This is a genomic window from Nakamurella flavida, assembly GCF_030811475.1.
Lineage (GTDB): Bacteria > Actinomycetota > Actinomycetes > Mycobacteriales > Nakamurellaceae > Nakamurella > Nakamurella flavida.
The window spans coordinates 886,238-903,682 of the sequence record NZ_JAUSQV010000001.1 but is presented as its reverse complement, the minus strand read 5'-3'; the positions used below and the strand labels follow the sequence as shown (position 1 = coordinate 903,682).

General features: G+C 74.0%; 16 protein-coding genes. 12 read left to right on the top strand and 4 right to left on the bottom strand.

Translation table 11 applies throughout. The features are described from left to right. Positions 1 to 25 precede the first annotated feature (25 nt). From J2S58_RS03970 to J2S58_RS03955, 4 genes are read left to right on the top strand one after another with little or no spacing between them, the layout of a single operon-like run. On the top strand, positions 26 to 493 hold the full coding sequence (locus J2S58_RS03970) for an SRPBCC family protein (RefSeq protein WP_205256191.1): 468 nt from the start codon (positions 26 to 28) through the stop codon (positions 491 to 493). Further along, positions 490 to 1,743 (top strand): ArsA family ATPase, encoded by a 1,254-nt coding sequence (locus J2S58_RS03965; protein WP_205256192.1) that lies wholly within the window; start codon positions 490 to 492, stop codon positions 1,741 to 1,743. The genes J2S58_RS03970 and J2S58_RS03965 overlap by 4 nt, the downstream gene beginning before the upstream one ends. After that, positions 1,740 to 2,288, top strand: a complete 549-nt coding sequence (locus J2S58_RS03960; RefSeq protein WP_205256193.1) for a hypothetical protein — start codon at positions 1,740 to 1,742, stop codon at positions 2,286 to 2,288. Before J2S58_RS03965 ends, J2S58_RS03960 begins: the two co-directional genes overlap by 4 nt. Next, on the top strand, positions 2,285 to 3,244 hold the full coding sequence (locus J2S58_RS03955) for an ROK family protein (protein ID WP_205256194.1): 960 nt from the start codon (positions 2,285 to 2,287) through the stop codon (positions 3,242 to 3,244). Before J2S58_RS03960 ends, J2S58_RS03955 begins: the two co-directional genes overlap by 4 nt. Before the next feature lie 29 nt (positions 3,245 to 3,273). On the opposite strand, the gene J2S58_RS03950 is transcribed toward J2S58_RS03955, so the two are convergent. Then, on the bottom strand, positions 3,274 to 4,098 hold the full coding sequence (locus tag J2S58_RS03950) for a DUF308 domain-containing protein (protein WP_205256195.1): 825 nt from the start codon (positions 4,096 to 4,098) through the stop codon (positions 3,274 to 3,276). A 206-nt stretch (positions 4,099 to 4,304) separates the two neighbouring features. Between J2S58_RS03950 and J2S58_RS03945 the strand changes: the two genes are divergently transcribed. The 3 genes from J2S58_RS03945 to J2S58_RS03935 all read left to right on the top strand — a co-directional run bounded on the left by J2S58_RS03945 (position 4,305) and on the right by J2S58_RS03935 (position 7,207). Beyond that, positions 4,305 to 5,174, top strand: a complete 870-nt coding sequence (locus J2S58_RS03945) for a lysophospholipid acyltransferase family protein (protein WP_205256196.1) — start codon at positions 4,305 to 4,307, stop codon at positions 5,172 to 5,174. Between the two features lie 7 nt (positions 5,175 to 5,181). Further along, positions 5,182 to 5,700 carry a polyadenylate-specific 3'-exoribonuclease AS gene (locus tag J2S58_RS03940; protein WP_306826351.1) on the top strand — a complete coding sequence of 173 codons (519 nt, stop codon included), beginning with the start codon at positions 5,182 to 5,184 and terminating at the stop codon, positions 5,698 to 5,700. A gap of 118 nt (positions 5,701 to 5,818) precedes the next feature. Further along, positions 5,819 to 7,207 carry a class II 3-deoxy-7-phosphoheptulonate synthase gene (locus J2S58_RS03935; protein WP_306826350.1) on the top strand — a complete coding sequence of 463 codons (1,389 nt, stop codon included), beginning with the start codon at positions 5,819 to 5,821 and terminating at the stop codon, positions 7,205 to 7,207. A gap of 26 nt (positions 7,208 to 7,233) precedes the next feature. Here J2S58_RS03935 and pknB read toward each other — a convergent pair whose 3' ends face one another. After that, positions 7,234 to 9,582 carry a Stk1 family PASTA domain-containing Ser/Thr kinase gene (gene pknB / locus J2S58_RS03930; RefSeq protein ID WP_205256197.1) on the bottom strand — a complete coding sequence of 783 codons (2,349 nt, stop codon included), beginning with the start codon at positions 9,580 to 9,582 and terminating at the stop codon, positions 7,234 to 7,236. 113 nt (positions 9,583 to 9,695) lie between these two features. Here pknB and J2S58_RS03925 point away from each other — a divergent pair, with 113 nt between their 5' ends. Continuing rightward, on the top strand, positions 9,696 to 10,019 hold the full coding sequence (locus J2S58_RS03925) for an Rv2175c family DNA-binding protein (protein ID WP_205256424.1): 324 nt from the start codon (positions 9,696 to 9,698) through the stop codon (positions 10,017 to 10,019). A gap of 51 nt (positions 10,020 to 10,070) precedes the next feature. Here J2S58_RS03925 and J2S58_RS03920 read toward each other — a convergent pair whose 3' ends face one another. Then, on the bottom strand, positions 10,071 to 11,225 hold the full coding sequence (locus J2S58_RS03920; protein ID WP_205256198.1) for a polyprenyl synthetase family protein: 1,155 nt from the start codon (positions 11,223 to 11,225) through the stop codon (positions 10,071 to 10,073). Positions 11,226 to 11,259: 34 nt separating this feature from the next. Between J2S58_RS03920 and metF the strand changes: the two genes are divergently transcribed. From metF to J2S58_RS03900, 4 genes are all read left to right on the top strand, one after another. After that, complete coding sequence (gene metF, locus J2S58_RS03915; protein WP_205256199.1) at positions 11,260 to 12,150, top strand: methylenetetrahydrofolate reductase [NAD(P)H]; 891 nt, start codon at positions 11,260 to 11,262, stop codon at positions 12,148 to 12,150. 11 nt (positions 12,151 to 12,161) lie between these two features. Next, complete coding sequence (locus J2S58_RS03910) at positions 12,162 to 13,661, top strand: potassium/proton antiporter (RefSeq protein WP_205256200.1); 1,500 nt, start codon at positions 12,162 to 12,164, stop codon at positions 13,659 to 13,661. Positions 13,662 to 13,731: 70 nt separating this feature from the next. Next, positions 13,732 to 14,397, top strand: a complete 666-nt coding sequence (gene lspA / locus J2S58_RS03905; RefSeq protein ID WP_205256201.1) for a signal peptidase II — start codon at positions 13,732 to 13,734, stop codon at positions 14,395 to 14,397. Beyond that, complete coding sequence (locus J2S58_RS03900) at positions 14,390 to 15,319, top strand: RluA family pseudouridine synthase (protein ID WP_205256202.1); 930 nt, start codon at positions 14,390 to 14,392, stop codon at positions 15,317 to 15,319. Before lspA ends, J2S58_RS03900 begins: the two co-directional genes overlap by 8 nt. Before the next feature lie 7 nt (positions 15,320 to 15,326). On the opposite strand, the gene J2S58_RS03895 is transcribed toward J2S58_RS03900, so the two are convergent. Continuing rightward, positions 15,327 to 17,300: an ABC1 kinase family protein gene (locus tag J2S58_RS03895; RefSeq protein ID WP_205256203.1), complete on the bottom strand. Its 1,974-nt coding sequence runs from the start codon at positions 17,298 to 17,300 to the stop codon at positions 15,327 to 15,329. Positions 17,301 to 17,445 lie beyond the last annotated feature (145 nt).

Below are 17,445 nucleotides of genomic sequence, written 5' to 3'. Positions count from 1 at the left end.
CCGGCCCGCCGGTTAGCCTTCCCCCATGGCCGAACCCTCCACGCAGTCCCTGACCATGGCTGCCGACCCCGCCGCGATCATGGCGGCGATCGCCGACTTCCGGTCGTACCCGGAGTGGGCCGGGGCCGTGAAGACCGTCGAGGTCACCGACCCGGGCCAGGGCGGCCGGGCCGCGCAGGTCCGTTTCTCGATGGACGCCGGTCCGATCAAGGACACCTACGAGCTGGCCTACCAGTGGGCGGCCGACGACCGGTCCGTCTCCTGGACGCTGGTCAAGGGCCAGCTGCAGAAGGCGCAGCGCGGCTCGTACGTGCTCCGCCCGGTGGCGCCGGTGGACGGCGCCCCGCACACGGAGGTCGTGTACACCCTGGCCGTCGACCTCTCCATCCCGCTCATCGGGGTCTTCCGCCGCAAGGCCGAGAAGGTCGTGATGGACACCGCCCTCAAGGAGTTGCGCAAGCGGGTCGAGGCCACCGGGGCCGGGACCGAGTGAGGATCGCGCTGCACACCGGCAAGGGCGGCGTCGGCAAGACGACCCTCTCAGTGGCCACCGCCGTCGCGGCGGCCCGGGAGGGGCACCGCACGCTGATCCTGTCCACCGACCCCGCGCACTCGGTCGCCGACGTGCTCGGGGCGCCGGTGGCCGCCGATCCCACCCCGGTGGCCGACGTGCCCGGTCTGTGGGCGGCGCAGGTCGACACCCGTCGCCGCGTCGAGGAGAGCTGGGCGGGCATCCGGCAGTACCTGGTGGGCATGCTCGCCGCCGGTGGCATGGCCGAGGTGCAGGCCGAGGAGCTGACCGTGCTGCCCGGGGCCGAGGAGATGGTGGCGCTGCTGGAGCTGCGCCGGCACGCCGAGTCCGCCGAGTTCGACGTGATCGTGGTGGACTGCGCGCCGTCCGGGGAGACGCTGCGGCTCCTGGCACTGCCGGAGACGGTGCAGTTCTACGCGTCCCGGCTGCTGCGCGGACCGAACCGGCTGCTGCGCGGTCTGGCCGCGGGACTGGCCGGACTGTCCGGCGGGCCGACGCCCCCAACCCAGGTGCGGGACGCCGTGGCCGATCTGCTCGCCGACCTGGGCCGGGCCCGCGACCTGCTGGCCGACCCGACCGTCACCGGAATCCGCATCGTGCTCACCCCCGAGCGCGTGGTGGTCGCCGAGGGGCGACGGCTGCTCACCGCCCTGGCCCTGCACGGGTTCCCGGTGGAAAGCGTGCTGGTGAACCGGGTGCTGCCGGACGCCGCCGACGGCGCCTTCGTCGCTCGGCAGCGTGCCGGGCAGCAGACGGTGCTGGCCGGCATCGCCGAGTCGTTCCCCGGGATCCCGGTCACCGCCGTGCCGACGCAGGCCGGCGAGCCGGTCGGCGCGGACGCGTTGGGCGAACTGGCCGTCGCGGCCTTCGCCGGCGCCTCCGTGCTGCCGCCGCTGACCGCGACCCCCGTCCTGCAGGTGTCCGGGTCGGGCGGGGAGTACCGGCTGGAGATCGCCCTCCCGCACGTGGACCGGGCCGAGGTCGGACTGAGTCGGGTGCAGGACGACCTGATCGTCACCGTCGGCGACCACCGCCGGCGCATCGCCCTGCCGTCCCTGCTCCAGCGCTGCCTGACCCGGGGTGCCCGGCTGGCCGACGGCCGGCTGACGGTGGAGTTCGTCGCCGACCCGCAGGCCTGGCCGACCGATCTGCTGGCCGGCGCCACCGGTGAGCGGCGCGCGGCCGCCGAGACCCTGGCGGGGGCGTCATGACGGGCCCCACACCGGGCCCGCTGGCCGCCGAGGCCGGTCTGCTGCTCGACGTGCTGGCCGAACGACTGGCCGCCCTGCAGCCGACGGCGCGGCCCGCCGTCCCGGACGGACCCGGCGCGACACCGGACCCGTCGACCCCGGCCGGTACGGCCCCCGACGCGACCCCGGCCGCCGGGCCGGCGTGCACCACCGGATGCCCGTTCTGCCAGGTGCTCGCCGTCGTCCGCGGCGAGCGACCGGAGACCGCCGCCCGGTTGGTGGACGGCGCCCTGGTCGTGGTCCGCGGGCTCCGCTCCCTGTTGGATCACTCCCCGGCGGATCACGGGTCGTCGGACCACGGCGGGTCCCCGGCCGCGACCGACCCGGGCCGTCCGGCGGAGCCCGGACGTCACCCCACCGACACCCGGCAGGGTGCAGGATCGTCCGCACCGCCGCCGGGACGCACGACCCGCCCCGACGGGACGGACAGCTCCGCAGACCAGGCCGCATCGACCGGCACCGGCACGGCCCCGCAGGCCCGGGTGGAATGGATCGACATCCGATGAATCCCCTGTTCGACCGTCCGTCCGGCAACACCATCGGCATCGACATCGGCGGCACGTCCGTGCGGGCCGCGGTGGTCGACCCGGCCGGGGAGATCCTCGGGTCGCTGCGGGCCGGCACCCCGCACACCGTGGGCGAGACCGAGGACCTGCTCACCACCCTGATCACCAAGCTGGCCAGCACCTTCCCGGTGGACGGGGTGGGGCTGGCCGTGGCCGGCTTCATCAGCAAGGACCGGCAGCGGGTCATGTTCGCGCCCCACCTGGCTTGGCGGGACGCCGACGTGCCCGCCCGACTGGCGGCGCGGGTCGGCCTGCCCGTGGTGATGGAGCACGACGTGAACGCCGCGGCCTGGGCGGAGTACCGCCGGGGGGCCGCCGCCGGGTCCGACCTGGCCCTGCTCATCGCCCTCGGCACCGGGATCGGCGCCGGGTTGGTCATCGACGGCACCGTCTACCGCGGCGCCCACGGGGTGGCGCCCGAGCTGGGCCACCTCACCGTCGTCCCGGACGGTCGACGGTGCGCCTGCGGCAAGCGCGGGTGCTGGGAGCGGTACTGCTCGGGCACCGCGCTGGCCGACACCGCCCGCGAGGCCATGGTGGGCCGGGACGCCCCCGTGCTGCGGCGGCTGTGCCAGGACGACCCGGCCGCCGTCACCGGGACGATGGTCGCCATCGCCGGCACCGAGGGCGATCCGGTCGCGCTCGCCGCCCTGGACCAGCTCGGCCACTGGCTGGCCGTCGGTCTGGCCCTGGTCACCGACGTGCTGGACCCCGAGGTCATCGTGGTCGGCGGTGGGGTGGCCAGTGCCGCCGGGATGTTCCTGCCCGTCGCGGTGTCGGAGTTCGCCGGGCTGATCACCGGGGCCGGCCACCGGCCGGTGCCCCGGGTCGAGCTCGCCCGCTTCGGCGACCGGTCCGGCCTGCTCGGCGCGGCGCTGCTGGCCGCGCACTCCTGACCGCTCCGGCCGCGGGCGCACCGCCCGGGTCAGAGGCGTGCGCCGTCGTCCCACCCGTCGGAGCCGTCCGCGGCCGGCCGGTGCAGACCGGCCACCAGGACGCCCAGACCGCCCAGGATGATCAGCACGGCCAGCACGATCGAGACGTCCTGGTTGAGCTCCAGCAGCGTGGGCCGGGCCAGGAGGAGCACCCCGGCGGCGATGGCGAGCACGGCGGCCACGGTGCGACCCCGGGGGCGGGGCAGCGGGGGCGGGGGTGGCGGCTCGTAGTGGGCGTCGTCCTCCGCGTACTCGCGCTCGCGTTCGGCCTTCTCGGCGTGGAACGCGGCCAGTTCCTCCGCGCGCTCCTGGCGACGGGCCTCGCGGCGCCGGGACCGCTCGTCGGCGGTGTCCGGCGTCCGGTCGACGGACGGGGTGGGACGGGGCGGCGGGAACCGGGTCGGGCCGACCGGCGGGGTGACGTCCTCGGGGCGGTCCAGCAGGTTCCCGGGACGGTCGGCGTCGTCCGCGTCCGGCCCACCGGTGCGGAGCGGCGCGGAGCCGCGGTCGTCCGGGCCGGCTTCGGCACGGGGCCCGTCGAGGGCGGTGTCCGACGGAACGGAATGCCACGTCATGGTCGGCGCGATGCCCGACACGATGGCCAGGAACCGGGCGTCCAGGTCGTCGGCGCTCAGGTCGTCGGCGCTCCGGTCGTCGTGGTCCGGCGCGCTGGTGTTCCGGTCGTCGCGGTCCGGCGCTTCGCGGTCCGGGGTGCCGCGGTCCGGATCCCCGTCTGGACCGGTGGTGCCCTCGGCCGGTGGGCCGCCGTCGGTGGACTCGTCGGCCGGGTCGTCGGGGAGGTGGGGTGTGGTCATCCGCGCACCGGGCCCGTCGCCCCCGCCGCTGCACGCTCACGGTCTGCCGTCATCGCCGCCCCTTGCCGGGTCCCCGGTGGAGCATCGTGCTCCCGTCCCCGACATCGTCCCACCCGCCCGCGCGTCGCCGGCACCGCGGACGGCAGAACCCTCCCGACGGCGTAGGGTTGCCGGAACATCAACGGCGAGGTGAGGGGCTCCTCCACGTGCTCTACAACTTGTGCAAGTACGTGCTCATCGGGCCCCTGCTCCGGGTGTCCTTCCCCGCCACGGTCATCGGCGCCGAGTACGTGCCCGAGTCCGGGGGAGCGATCCTCGTCGGCAACCACGTGTCGGTGGCCGACTCGTTCTTCACCCCGCTGTACGTCAAGCGGCCGGTGTACTACCTGGCCAAGAGCGAGTACTTCACCGAGAAGGGCCTCAAGGGCCGCCTGAAGAAGGCGTTCTTCTCCGGTGTCGGGCAGGTCCCGGTCAACCGCGAGGGTGCCTCGGCCGCCCGCGACGCCCTGGACACCGGCATCAAGCTGCTGAACAAGGGCAACCTGCTCGGCATCTACCCCGAGGGCACCCGTTCTCCCGACGGTCGGCTGTACAAGGGCAAGACGGGCGTGGCCCGGATGGTCCTGGAGACCGGCGTCCCGGTCGTCCCCGTGGTGATGATCGGCACCGACCGGGTCAATCCCATCGGATCCAAGATGTGGCGCCCGCACCGCATCACGATGATAGTCGGACGCCCGCTCGACTTCTCCCGGTACGAGGGCATGGCCGGCGACCGGTTCGTCGAACGGTCGATGACCGACGAGATCATGTACCGCCTGATGGAGCTGTCCGGCCAGGAGTACGTGGACGTCTACGCCGCCAAGGTCAAGGCCGACATCGCCGCCGGCATTCCCGGCGCGCTGCCGCCGTCGGCGCCCAGCGGCCGCAGCACCCGGCTGAAGCTGTCCCGCCGCCTGGCCCAACGGCTGCGCAAGGTGCTGCACGGCCACCCCGCCGTCTCCGCCGTGCCCCCGCTGCCCGCCGAGGGTCGCGGACCGGGCACCGTCACCCGCCTCCCCGGCACCAAGGCGGGCTGATCCCGGCGTGGTGCGTCCCCCCGCGGCCGGTCCGGTCGCCCGGTACTTCTACGACTGCGAATTCATCGAGGACGGCACCACGATCGAGCTGGTGTCGATCGGTGTCGTGGCCCAGGACGGACGGGAGTTCTCCGCCATCTCGGCGGAGTTCGACCCGGCCCGGGCCACCGCCTGGGTGCGCAAGCACGTGCTCGACAAGCTGCCCGGGCCCGCGGACAAGCGGTGGATGTCCCGCACGCGCATCCGGGACGAGCTGTACGCGTTCCTCACCGCCCCGGGTCTGCCGATCGAGCTGTGGGCCTGGTACGCCGCCTACGACCACGTCGTGCTCGGTCAGCTCTGGGGGGCCATGCCCGCGCTGCCGTCCGACGTCCCGCGGCTGACCCGGGAGATCCGGCAGCACTGGGAGTACGCGGGCTGCCCGCCGATCCCCGATCCCGGCGCCGACCGGCACGACTCGCTGGCCGACGCCCGGCTCGGCCGGGATCGCTGGTTGGCCGCCGACGCGGTGATCACCGGCCGCTGACCGGCCGGGCCGACCCGTCCGGCGCGCTCGGGTGAGCTGCGACGGACAGGGACGGGCAGGGACGGGCCCCGACGGGCAGGTGGCACGGGGCGCCGCCGGGATTGCCTAGTCTTGTGCGGTGAAATGGAATCTGGACTTCCGGGAGGACGACCTCCCGACCCTGCCGCCGCTGCCGGCGCCGATGCGCGAGCAGCTCGACGCGGCGCTGGCCCTGCCCGCCGCCCAGCAGCCGGTCTGGCCGGAGCCGGAGCAGGCGCGGTCCGTGCGCACCGTGCTGGAGGCGGTCCCGCCCGTCACCGTCCCCGGTGAGGTCGACCGGCTGGCCGACAAGCTGGCCGCCGTCGCCCGCGGTGAGGCGTTCCTGCTGCAGGGCGGTGACTGTGCCGAGACGTTCGTGGACAACACCGAGCCGCACATCCGCGCCAACATCCGCACCCTGCTGCAGATGGCCGTCGTCCTGACGTACGGGGCCTCCCTGCCGGTGGTCAAGGTCGCCCGCATCGCCGGCCAGTACGCCAAGCCGCGGTCCTCCGAGACCGATTCGCTGGGGCTGCTGTCCTACCGCGGCGACATCATCAACTCCCTCGCCACCCGCCCCGAGGCCCGCGTGGCCGACCCGGCCCGGATGGTGCGCGCCTACGCGAATTCCGCGGCCGCGATGAACCTGGTCCGCGCCGTCACCAGCACCGGCATGGCCGATCTGACCAAGGTCCACGAGTGGAACCAGGAGTTCGTGCTGACCTCGCGGGCCGGCGAGCGGTACGAGCGGGTGGCCGGCGAGATCGACCGGGCCATGCGCTTCATGGCCGCCTGCGGGGTCGACTCGCACTCGCTGCACGAGGTGGAGATCTTCGCCTCGCACGAAGCGCTGCTGCTGGACTACGAGCGCGCCATGCTCCGCCTGGACACCACCCACGAGACGCCGCGCCTCTACGACCTGTCCGGCCACTTCCTGTGGATCGGGGAGCGCACCCGTCAGCTGGACGGCGCCCACATCGCGTTCGCCGAGCTGCTGGCCAACCCGATCGGCGTGAAGATCGGCCCGAGCACCACCCCGGAGATGGCCGTCGAGTACGTCGAGCGGCTCGATCCGCACCACACCGCGGGCCGGCTGACGCTGATCTCCCGGATGGGCAACGGCAAGGTCCGTGACGTGCTCCCGGACATCGTCGCCAAGGTCGAGGCCACCGGGCACCAGGTCATCTGGCAGTGCGACCCGATGCACGGCAACACCCACGAGGCGTCGACGGGCTACAAGACCCGGCACTTCGACCGCATCGTGGACGAGGTCCAGGGCTTCTTCGAGGTGCACCGCGACCTGGGTACCCACCCGGGCGGCATGCACCTGGAGATCACCGGTGAGGACGTCACTGAGTGCCTGGGCGGCGCCCAGGAGATCTCCGACGCGGATCTCGCCGGTCGGTACGAGACCGCGTGCGACCCGCGGCTGAACACCCAGCAGTCCCTCGAGCTGGCCTTCCTGGTCGCGGAGATGCTGCGCGCCTGAGCCTGCATCCCTGCCCCCCCGGGGGGTCAGGGGAAGGCGGTGACCGATACGCGGGTACCCGGGGCGACCCGGGTGCCCGCGTTCGGGTCCTGGCTGATGATGTCGGCCGAGTCCGCGCCGAACAGGGCGGTCACCCGGAGCGGCAGGCCCAGTGCGGCCAACGCGGAACGGGCCTGACCCACCGTTCCGTTCAGCTTGGGGACGGTCACCGCGGTGGACTCGACCAGGGTCACCCGGCTGCCCGCCTGCACCCGCTGACCGGCGGTCGGTTCCGACCGGGCCACGGCGCCGCCGTCGACCCCGGAGTCGAACTCGCTGGACCGGTCGACCGTCACACCGAGCGCGGTGAGCCGGTCGGCCGCGGCCTGGGCGTCCTGCCCCCGCAGGTCCGGCAGGGTCACCGACTCGGCGACGACCAGGGCGACGGTGCTGCCGCGGGGGAGCGCGGTGCCGGCGGGCGGATCGGTGCCGAGCAGGGTGCCGGCGGGGGAGTCCGCGTCGAACCGACGTTGCGTGGTCCCGACGACGAACCCGGCCACCACCAGCTTGTTGCGCGCGTCCTCCGAGGACTTCCCGGTCACCGCGGGCACCGGGACGGGGGCCGGTCCGCCGGACACCAGCAGCCGGACGGTGCCGCCGAGGCGCAACGGGGTGCCGGCGACCGGGTCGACGGCCAGCACGGACCCGGCGGGCACGGTGTCGTCGAACCGTGGTTCCGGGTCGACGGCGGCGACCAGGCCGGCCGCGACGACCGCGGCGGTGGCGGCAGCCACCGAGGTGCCGGCGCGGACGCCCGGCACCCGCGGGGAGCCCGCGGAGACCACGAGGGTGACCTCGGTGCCGCGCAGCACCCGCTCACCGGGCGCCGGTTGGACGGCGGTGACCTGACCCGACGGCGCCGTGTCGTCCGGCTCCGTGTTCACCGCGGGCACCAGTCCGGCATCGCGGACCGCCTGCTCGGCGATCAGGCGGGTCATCCCCACCGCGGCCGGGGTGGTGGACCAACGGCCGCCCACCCACCAGCCGCCGAACGCCGCCGCCGCGGCCAGCAGCACCACGACGAGGACCGCGATCAGCCACCGGCGCAGGCTGCGACGACGCTGCTCCCGTCGCCACCCGGCGGTCTCCGCACGGTCGTCGGCGTCCGGGGCGCGGTCGAAACTGCTGCCGGGAAGGGTCCGGCCGGCGGGGACCGGGTCGCCGTCGGTGTCGACGACGACCGCGGTGCCGTGGGCCCCTTCGGGGGCCCAGGGGGAGCTGCCGTGGCGTGGTGCGGGTCGGTCGTCGGCGTGGCCCCCGGTGGGAACGTCGGGACCGTCCGGGCGGTCGTCGCCGTCGGTGGGCAGCAGCCGGGTGGCATGGGGACCGGCCGGGGCGGCCCCGGCCGCGTCCGTCGGCGTCGCGGTGGCGGCGAGGGTGGTCCGGTCCGGGCCGGTGGCGACCCGGCGTCGCGGCAGCGGCACCGGGACGTGTCCGATGCCGGTCCGGGCGCGCACGCTGACCAGTCCGGCGAGGAACGCCGAGGCGTCCCGGGGTCGGTCCTCCGGGTCGCGGCTGGTGGCCGCGTAGATCAGGTCGTCCAGCTCGGCCGGGATGTTGGGCAGCGCGTCCGCGACGGCCGGGACGTCGGAGTTGACGTGCTGGTAGGCCACCGAGAGCGCCGTCTCCCCGGTGTACGGCGGGGTGCCGACGAGCATCTCGTAGGCCACGATGCCGGCCGAGTAGACGTCGGAGCGGGCGTCGGCCGAGCCGGTGGCGACCTGCTCGGGCGAGAGGTAGGCGACGGTGCCCAGGATGACGTCCCCCGTGGCCACCGACGCCTCCGGGGCCGCGCTCAGCGCCCGGACCAGGCCGAAGTCCGCGATCTTGACCTCGCCCTTGGCCGAGATGAGCACGTTCTCGGGTTTGACGTCGCGGTGGACCAGGCCGGCCGCGTGCGCGGCGCCGAGTGCGGCCAGCAGCGGTTCCAGCACGGCCAGGGTGACCTCGGGGGACAGCGGGGCGTCCGCGGCGATGAGATCGCGCAGGGTGCCCCCGTCGACGAGCTCCATCACCAGGAAGGCCAGCGGGGTGCCGCCGTCCAGCTCGCGCCCCTGGTCGTGGACGGCGACCACCCCGGGGTGGCGCAGACCGGCGGCCAGCCGGGCCTCGCGTTCGAACCGGGCCTGGAACGCCGGGTCGTCGCCGTAGAGGGGATTCATCACCTTCACCGCGACCGGCCGGTCCAGCCGGAGGTCGACGGCGCGGTACACCGCGGACATGCCACCGCGGGCGATCAGGGCGCCCAACCGGTACCGGCCCTCCAGCACCCGGCCGACCAGGGCGCCCGGCGACCCGCCCGGGGCGGCGCCCGCTGAAGATCCGACCCTGTCCACGAGCGCCCATCCTGCCAGGAGGTGGCAGGCTGGACGCCGTGTCCGAGTCTCCTGCGCCTGTCGAGTCCCCCCGCCCCCCCGAGTCCGTCCCCGCCGGTGAGTCACCGTCCGGGATCCCCGAGCTGTCCGTCCCGCAGGTGGCCCAGGAGCTGGGCGTCATCGTCACCAAGGTCCACCAGTGGATCCGGGAACGGCAGCTGCTGGCCGTCCGCCGGGACGGGATCCTGCGGGTGCCCGCCGGTTTCGTCCAGGACGGGGAGATCGTCAAGGGCGTCACGGCGACGATCACCCTGCTGACCGACGCCGGCTACTCCGACCTGGAGATCATCGACTGGATGCACCGGGAGGACGACTCCCTGCCCGGCACCCCGGTGCAGGCGCTGCGCGAGAACCGCGGGCGCGAGGTCAAGCGCCGGGCGCAGGTCGCCGGGTTCTGAGCCCTGGCGCCGACCCGGTGCGCCCGGGGCCCACGGATCGGCGCACCCGGGTCAGCGAACCCGGGCGGTGGCGGCCACGGCCAGATCGGTCAGCCGCTGACGGGCCGCCGGCGAGACGGCGGGCGACCCGTCGGGTTCGGTCGCGTCCAGGGCGGCCACGCCGGAGGCCACCAGCGCGGAGATCTGCTCCTCGAGATGGGCCGGCGCGCCGGTGTCGGCGATGATCCCCGCCAGTCGGGCCACGTCCGCGGTGGGACTGCCCAGGCCGGCGTCGAGCTCCGCCAGCAGGTCGGGCGTCGGGGACAGGGCCGCCCGGGCCGCGGCGACGAGCAGGGTGCGCTTGCCCTCGGTCAGGTCGTCCCCTGCGGGCTTGCCGGTCACCGCGGGGTCGCCGAAGACGCCGAGCAGGTCGTCCCGGAGCTGGAACGCCACGCCGATGTCGGCCCCGTACGCGCGGAGGGCCTGCACGCAGGCCTCACTGCCGCCGGCCAGGGCCGCGCCCAGGTGCAGCGGCCGCTCCACCGTGTAGGCCGCGGTCTTCCACCGGTTGACGGCCATCGCGTCGTCGGCCTGGGCGACCGGGTCGACGGTGGGATCGGCGGTGACCCGCAGATCGAGCATCTGCCCGGCCAGCACCTCGGTGCGCATCGCGCGCCACACCGTGGCGGTCTGGCCGACCCGGTCCAGGCCGGCGGCGCCCTCCAGGTAGAGGTCGTCCGACCAGGCCAGGGCCATGTCCCCGAGCAGCAGGGCCGCGGACAGCCCGAAGTGCTCGCTCTCCCCGGCCAGCCCGGTGTCGGCGTGCTCCTTGGCCACCGCCCGCTGGATGGTCGGCCGGCCGCGGCGGGTGTCCGAGCGGTCCATGATGTCGTCGTGCAGCAGGGCGCAGGCCTGCAGCAGTTCCAGCGCCGCGCCCACCTGCAGGACCGGGACCGGGGAGTCCTGGCCGCCGGCCGCGCGCCAGCCGCAGAACAGGAACTCGGGCCGGAGCCGTTTGCCGCCGTCCAGCACGAACTCGACCAGCCGGTCGAGCAGGCCGGCCAGGCGGGCGTCCACGGCCAGCACCTCGGTGCGGCGGGCGGCCATCTCGTCGACGATCACCGCGTTCAGGGTGGTGACCGTGGACGACACCGGTGGCCGGGACGTCTCGGATGTCCCTGACGGGGCGGCCGGGGCTGACGGGTGCAGGGGGGGCGACTGCTGCATCCCCCCATCCTGCACGGCGGATAGGGTTCGGGACATGGCAACGGTCCGTGATCGGCTCTCCGCGCCGGGGCCGCACGTCTCGGTGGAGTTCATGCCGCCCCGGGACGACGCCGAGGAGGCCGTGCTGTGGGACGCGATCCGGCGGCTCGAGCCGTTGCGACCCTCGTTCGTGTCGGTGACGTACGGCGCGGGCGGCTCGCACCGGGACCGCACGGTCCGCGTCACCGGGCGCATCGCCACCCAGACGACCCTGCTGCCGGTGGCGCATCTCACGGCGGTCGGGCACACCGTGGCCGAGCTGCGGCAGATCATCGGCTCGTACGCGGCCGTCGGCGTCCGGAACATCCTCGCCCTGCGCGGTGACCCGCCGGGGGATCCGCTGGGCACCTGGTCCACCCATCCCGGCGGGCTCACCTACGCCGCCGAGCTCGTCGCGCTGACCCGCAGCCTGGGCGATTTCTGCGTCGGGGTGGCGGCCTTCCCGGAGATGCACCCGCGGTCCACCGACCCGACCACCGATCTGCGGAACTACGCGGCGAAGGTGTCCGCCGGGGCGGAGTTCGCGATCACCCAGATGTTGTTCTCCGCCGCCGACTGGGTATCCCTGCGGGACCGTTCGGTGGCCGCCGGGGTCGACGTCCCGCTGCTCCCGGGCATCATGCCGATCACCTCGCTGGGCCGGTTGCGTCGGATCACCGAGCTGTCCGGGCAGGCCATGCCGGTCGAGCTGGCCGAACGGCTCCGGGCCGTGGAGGGTGATCCCGCGGGTGGCCGGGCGGTCGGCATCGAGCACGCCGTCGACATGTGCCGGGCGCTGCTCGACGAAGGGGCGCCGGGGCTGCACTTCTACACGTTCAACCGGTCCCGGGCCACGCTCGAGGTCCTGGGTGCCCTGGGTCTGACGCCCGCCGTCCTGCGGCGCTGAGGGCGGGGCCGGTGGACCTCGACACGATCGAACGCGCCTTCGGCTTCGCCTCCCTGATCATCGTGCTGGCCCTGGTGGCCGTGCGGCTCACCCGCCGGCTGGGCCTGCCGTCGCTGCTGCTCTTCCTGGGCATCGGGATGTTCCTCGGCTCGGACGCGGTGCCCGGGGTCGAGTTCACCGACACCATCGCGACCGAACAGCTCGGCCTGGCCGCGCTGGTCTTCATCCTCGCCGAGGGTGGGCTGACCACCCGGTGGGACAACGTCCGGCCCGCGCTCGGGCTCGGTGTCGCCCTGGCCACGGTCTCGGTCGTGGTGTCCATCGGGGTGGCCGGGCTCGGGGTGCACCTGCTGCTGGGCTACGACTGGCGCACCTCGCTGCTGTGGGGTGCGGTGCTGTCCAGCACCGACGCGGCCGCTGTGTTCTCGGTGCTCCGCGGGGTGGGGGTGCGGCGCAAGCTCGCCGCCGCGCTCGAACTGGAGTCCGGGCTCAACGACGCACCGGTGGTCATCGCCGTCCTGCTGCTGGCCGGGACCGAGGAGATCACCTGGACGGCCCCGCTGCTGGTGGTCTACGAACTGTTCGCCGGAGCCGTCGTCGGCATCGCGGTGGGCGTGGCCGGGGCCTGGGCGCTGCGCCGGGGCGCGCTGCCCGCGGCCGGGCTGTACCCGTTGGCCACCATCGCGCTCATCGGCGGGGCGTACGCCGGGGCCCAGTACGCGCACGCGTCCGGCTTCCTGGCCGTGTACGTGGCCGCCCTCGTGCTGGGCAACTCCAACCTGCCGCACCGGTCGTCCACGCTGTCCTTCGCCGAGGCCCTCGGCTGGATCGCGCAGATCGGCCTGTTCGTCATGCTCGGCATCTACGTGGAGGCCGAACGGCTGGGCCAGTCGCTGCTCATCGGGGTGGCCATCGGGTTGATCGTGCTGCTGGTGGCGCGCCCGCTGTCGGTGGTGGCCGCGGCACTGCCGTTCCGGTTGCCGTGGCGGGAACAGGCGTTCCTGTCCTGGTCCGGCCTCCGCGGAGCGGTGCCCATCGTGCTCGCGATGATCCCGCTCATGCTCGGCCGCGAGCACTCGGTCCAACTGCTCGACGTCATCGTCGTGGTGGTGGTCATCTACACGCTGCTGCAGGGCACCAGCCTGCCGTGGGTCGCCCGCAAGCTCGGCGTCATCCAGGGCGGCCAGGCCCTCGAGCTCAACCTGGAGGCCGCCCCGCTGGAGGAGATGTCGGCGCACGTGCTGCAGATCACCATCCCGCCGGAGTCGCGGATGCACGGCGTCTACCTGAACCAGCTCCGGCTGCCGGCGCCGTCCGTGGTCTCGCTGATCCTGCGGGCGGGGGAGCCGGTGCCGATCCATCCGCTGGTCCGCCTCGAGGTCGGTGACCAATTGCTCGTGGTCGCCCCGGAACGGGTGCGCACGGCGACCGAACGGCGGCTGCGGGCGGTGGGCCGGGGTGGTGCGCTGGCGAACTGGTTCGGTGAGCAGGGCGGGACCGGATCGTCCTGAACGGCGGCGGCGCCGGGGTCGGGGAGACATCACGGTCCGGACGACGCCCGATCTTTGGGACACTGGGGTCGTGACGATTCCCGCACCCGACCCGGCGCCCGACGATCCGGCGGTCCATCCTGCCGTGGTCCCGGACAGGGCGGCGGTCCCGGAGGATGCCACCACGGCCGACACCACGCGGCCGGCCGGGCGTCGGCGGGTCGTCCTGCTCGCGTCCCTCGCCGGCGCCATCGTCGTCCTGGACCTGATCACCAAGATCATCGCGGTGGCCACGCTCACCCCCGGCGTCAGTGAACGGGTGCTCGGCGGGTTGGTCTACTTCTCGCTCATCCGCAATCCCGGGGCGGCGTTCTCGCTGGCCACGGGCATGACCTGGATCCTCGCGGTGGTCGCGACCATCGTCGTGATCGTCATCATCCGGATGGCGCCGCGCCTGCGGTCGACCCCGTGGTCGGTCTGCCTGGGTCTGATCCTCGGCGGCGCGGTGGGCAATCTCATCGACCGGATCTTCCGTGCCCCGGGCTTCATGCAGGGCCACGTCGTCGACTTCGTCTCGGTGTTCGGCCCGAACGCGGAGTACTTCCCGATCTTCAACGTGGCCGACTCCGCCATCACCGTCGGAGGCATCACGCTGGTCGTCATCGCGCTCATGGGTATCGACTTCGACGGCACCCGGGTGCCCGGTCGTCGTCGCCGCCGCGAGCAGGAAGCCGCCGGGGGGTCTTCCGATGCGTGAGACACGCACCCTGGCCGTTCCCGACGGCCTTGCCGGCATGCGGGTGGATGCGGGCCTGGCCCGCCTGCTCGGCCTGAGCCGCACCACCGTGGCGACCCTGGTCGACGCGGGCGACGTCCTCGTCGACGGACGCCCGGCGATCCGGTCCGAGCGGCTGGTCGCCGACGCCGGCCTGCAGATCACCCTGCCCGAGCCGCCCCGCGCCCCGGTCACCGCGCCGATGACGGTGGACGGGTTGACGATCATCTACCGCGACGCCGACATCGCCGTCATCGACAAACCCGTCGGGGTGGCCGCCCATGCCAGCCCCGGCTGGACGGGTCCGACCGTCACCGGCGCGCTGGCCGGGCTGGGCATCCAGGCGGCGACGTCGGGGGCCAGCGAACGGCAGGGGATCGTGCACCGGCTGGACGCCGGCACCTCCGGGGTGATGGTCACGGCGCTGTCCGAGCACGCCTACACCGTCCTGAAGGACGCGTTCCGCGAGCGCACGGTGGACAAGGTCTACTCCGCCCTCGTCCAGGGCCACCCCGATCCGAGCTCGGGCACCATCGACGCCCCGATCGGTCGGCATCCCACCGCGGACTGGAAGTTCGCGGTCGTGGCCGGCGGTCGGGACAGCGTCACCCACTACGACACCGACGAGGCGTTCCGTGCCGCGTCGCTGCTCACCGTCCACCTGGAGACGGGCCGCACCCACCAGATCCGGGTGCACTTCTCGGCGCTGCACCACCCGTGCGTCGGCGACCTGACCTACGGCGCGGACCCGGTCCTGGCCAAGAGGGTCGGCCTGACCCGGCAGTGGCTGCACGCCCGGTCCCTGGCCTTCGCCCACCCCGCGGACGGCCGCCGCGTCGAGTTCACCAGCCCCTACCCGGCCGATCTGGAGCACGCGCTCGAGGTCGTCCGGGACAGTTCCTGAGCCACGGTCACTCGCCGCGGACGCCCTCCCGGCGCAGCACCTGGGCGATCACCCGCATGATCATGATGCCGGAGCTGATCAGGCCGACGTAGCCCGCCGTCTCCAGCACGGTGATGCCGTCGTCCCCCTGACCGAACGCGGTGGCCACCAGCATCCCGGTGGAAGCGAGGAGCAGGACGCAACCGACCGCGGCGAACAGGGCGCGGTCGACCCAGCTGCCGACCTCGGTGCGCAGCGCGTCGGACATCGGGTCCACGCCGACGCTCAGCTGCCCGGCCCGGACCTGCAGGGCCACGTCCTCCACCAGCCCGGGCAGGGCCCGCAGGGTCGGCAGGTTGCGCAGCGCCTCCTTGGTCAAGGTCTCCCGGGCACTGCCGCCGTGCAGCGCGTTGAGCCCGCCCAGGTTGCGGCTGGCCGAGGTGGCCAGGTCGAACCGGGGGTCGAGCTGCCGCAGGGTGCCGTCCAGGGTGACCAACGCCCGGCCGAGCACGATCAGCGCGGCCGGCACCGGGATGGCGTTGCGGCCCATCACGTCGATGATCTTCTGGATGCTGCCCGCGCTGAACCCACCGGAGTGCATCTGGTCGGACAGCACCTTGCTCAGGTCGGCCGTGAGGGCCTGCGCGTCGACGGTGTGCCCGGTGGACCCGGCCATCTGGCGCAGTGCCCGGGCGAGCAGGGCCGGTTCCCGTGTCCCCAGCCCCGCTCCGATCAGCGTCACCGCCTCCAGGGTGACCGGGTCCAGGAACCCGATGGCGCCGAAGTCGATGAACCAGACCGTGCCGGCGCGGTCCAGCAGGATGTTGCCCGGGTGCGGGTCGGCGTGGAAGACCCCCGAGCGCATGACCTGGGCCAGGAACGCCTGCAGGAGTCGGTCGGCCAGCACCTCGCGGGGAACCCCGCAGGCGTCCACCGCGGCGACATCGGTCAGCGGGCGCCCGTCCACCCGTTCCATGACCAGCACGCTCGCGGTGGTCAGGTCGTCCAGCACGGCCGGGACGGCCACCCCGTCGGGCATCGGGGTCGAGCGCAGCGCGTGGTTGTTGGCCTCCTCGCTCGTGAAGTCCATCTCCCGGCGGACCGATTCGATGACCTCGTCGGCCAGCGCCACCAGCCCGAGCTGACGGGCACCGGCCGAGCGCCGCGCCGCCGAGCGGCTGGCCCAGCGCAGCACGGCGGCGTCCCGGGCCACCCCCACGTCCACGTCCGGACGACGCACCTTGACCACCACCGACCGTCCGTCGGGCATGGTGGCGGCGTGGATCTGGCCGATGGAGGCCGCCGCCAGCGGGGTGCGGTCGAAGGAGGCGAACACCTCGTCCACGCTGTCACCGAGTTCGCGTTCCACGGCCGCGACGACCAGATCGGACTCGATGGGCCGGGCCTGGGTCTGCAACAGGGTCAGTTCGCCGACCAGGGCGGGTGGCAGCAGATCCGAGCGGGTGGCGGCGATCTGGCCGAACTTCACGAACAGGCCGCCGCAGTCCTCCAGGAACCGGCGGACGCGCCGTGCCGTCTCGGGGGTGGCCAGGGCCGCGCGGGAGGTCAGGCGCCGGCCGGCCAGGCCGTGGCGGCGGGCGATCCGGGCGACCTGCATCAGGCGCCGGCCGACGGTGAACGCCGCCCGCAGCCGGGCCCGGCGGGAGGGTCCGGCCTTCTTCGGCTTCCGGCGCAGGACCAGCTCGAAGAGGATGGACAGCACCATGGTGGCCAGGACGGCGAAACCGAACTCCGAGAGCCCGAACCCCAGGAACTCCCCGGGGGTCTCCGGGCGCCCGCCCGTGGTCTCCCGCCGGATGACCTCGGTGACGACCTGCCCGACGAACCAGCCGAGCAGGCCGGTGCCGACCGAGCGGCGGAACCCGCGCTTGATGCCGAGCAGACGTCCGGTGATCACCCCGGCCAGGGCCATGAGGAGCAGGGACGCGACGAAGTTCCACCACATGCCCCCACTCTGCGGGTCACGCTGTGTGATGTCCATACACCGGTTCGCATTGCCGCAGGTCGGGGGAGGGGTCCGGCCGGTCAAGGTCTCACCCTCGACCTGAGGTCGAGGCCCGTTGGTGAGAGCCCGGTCTCGGGGTGCGGCGCGGGGGCCGGGCACTGTCGGGGCGCAGTGCTAGAAC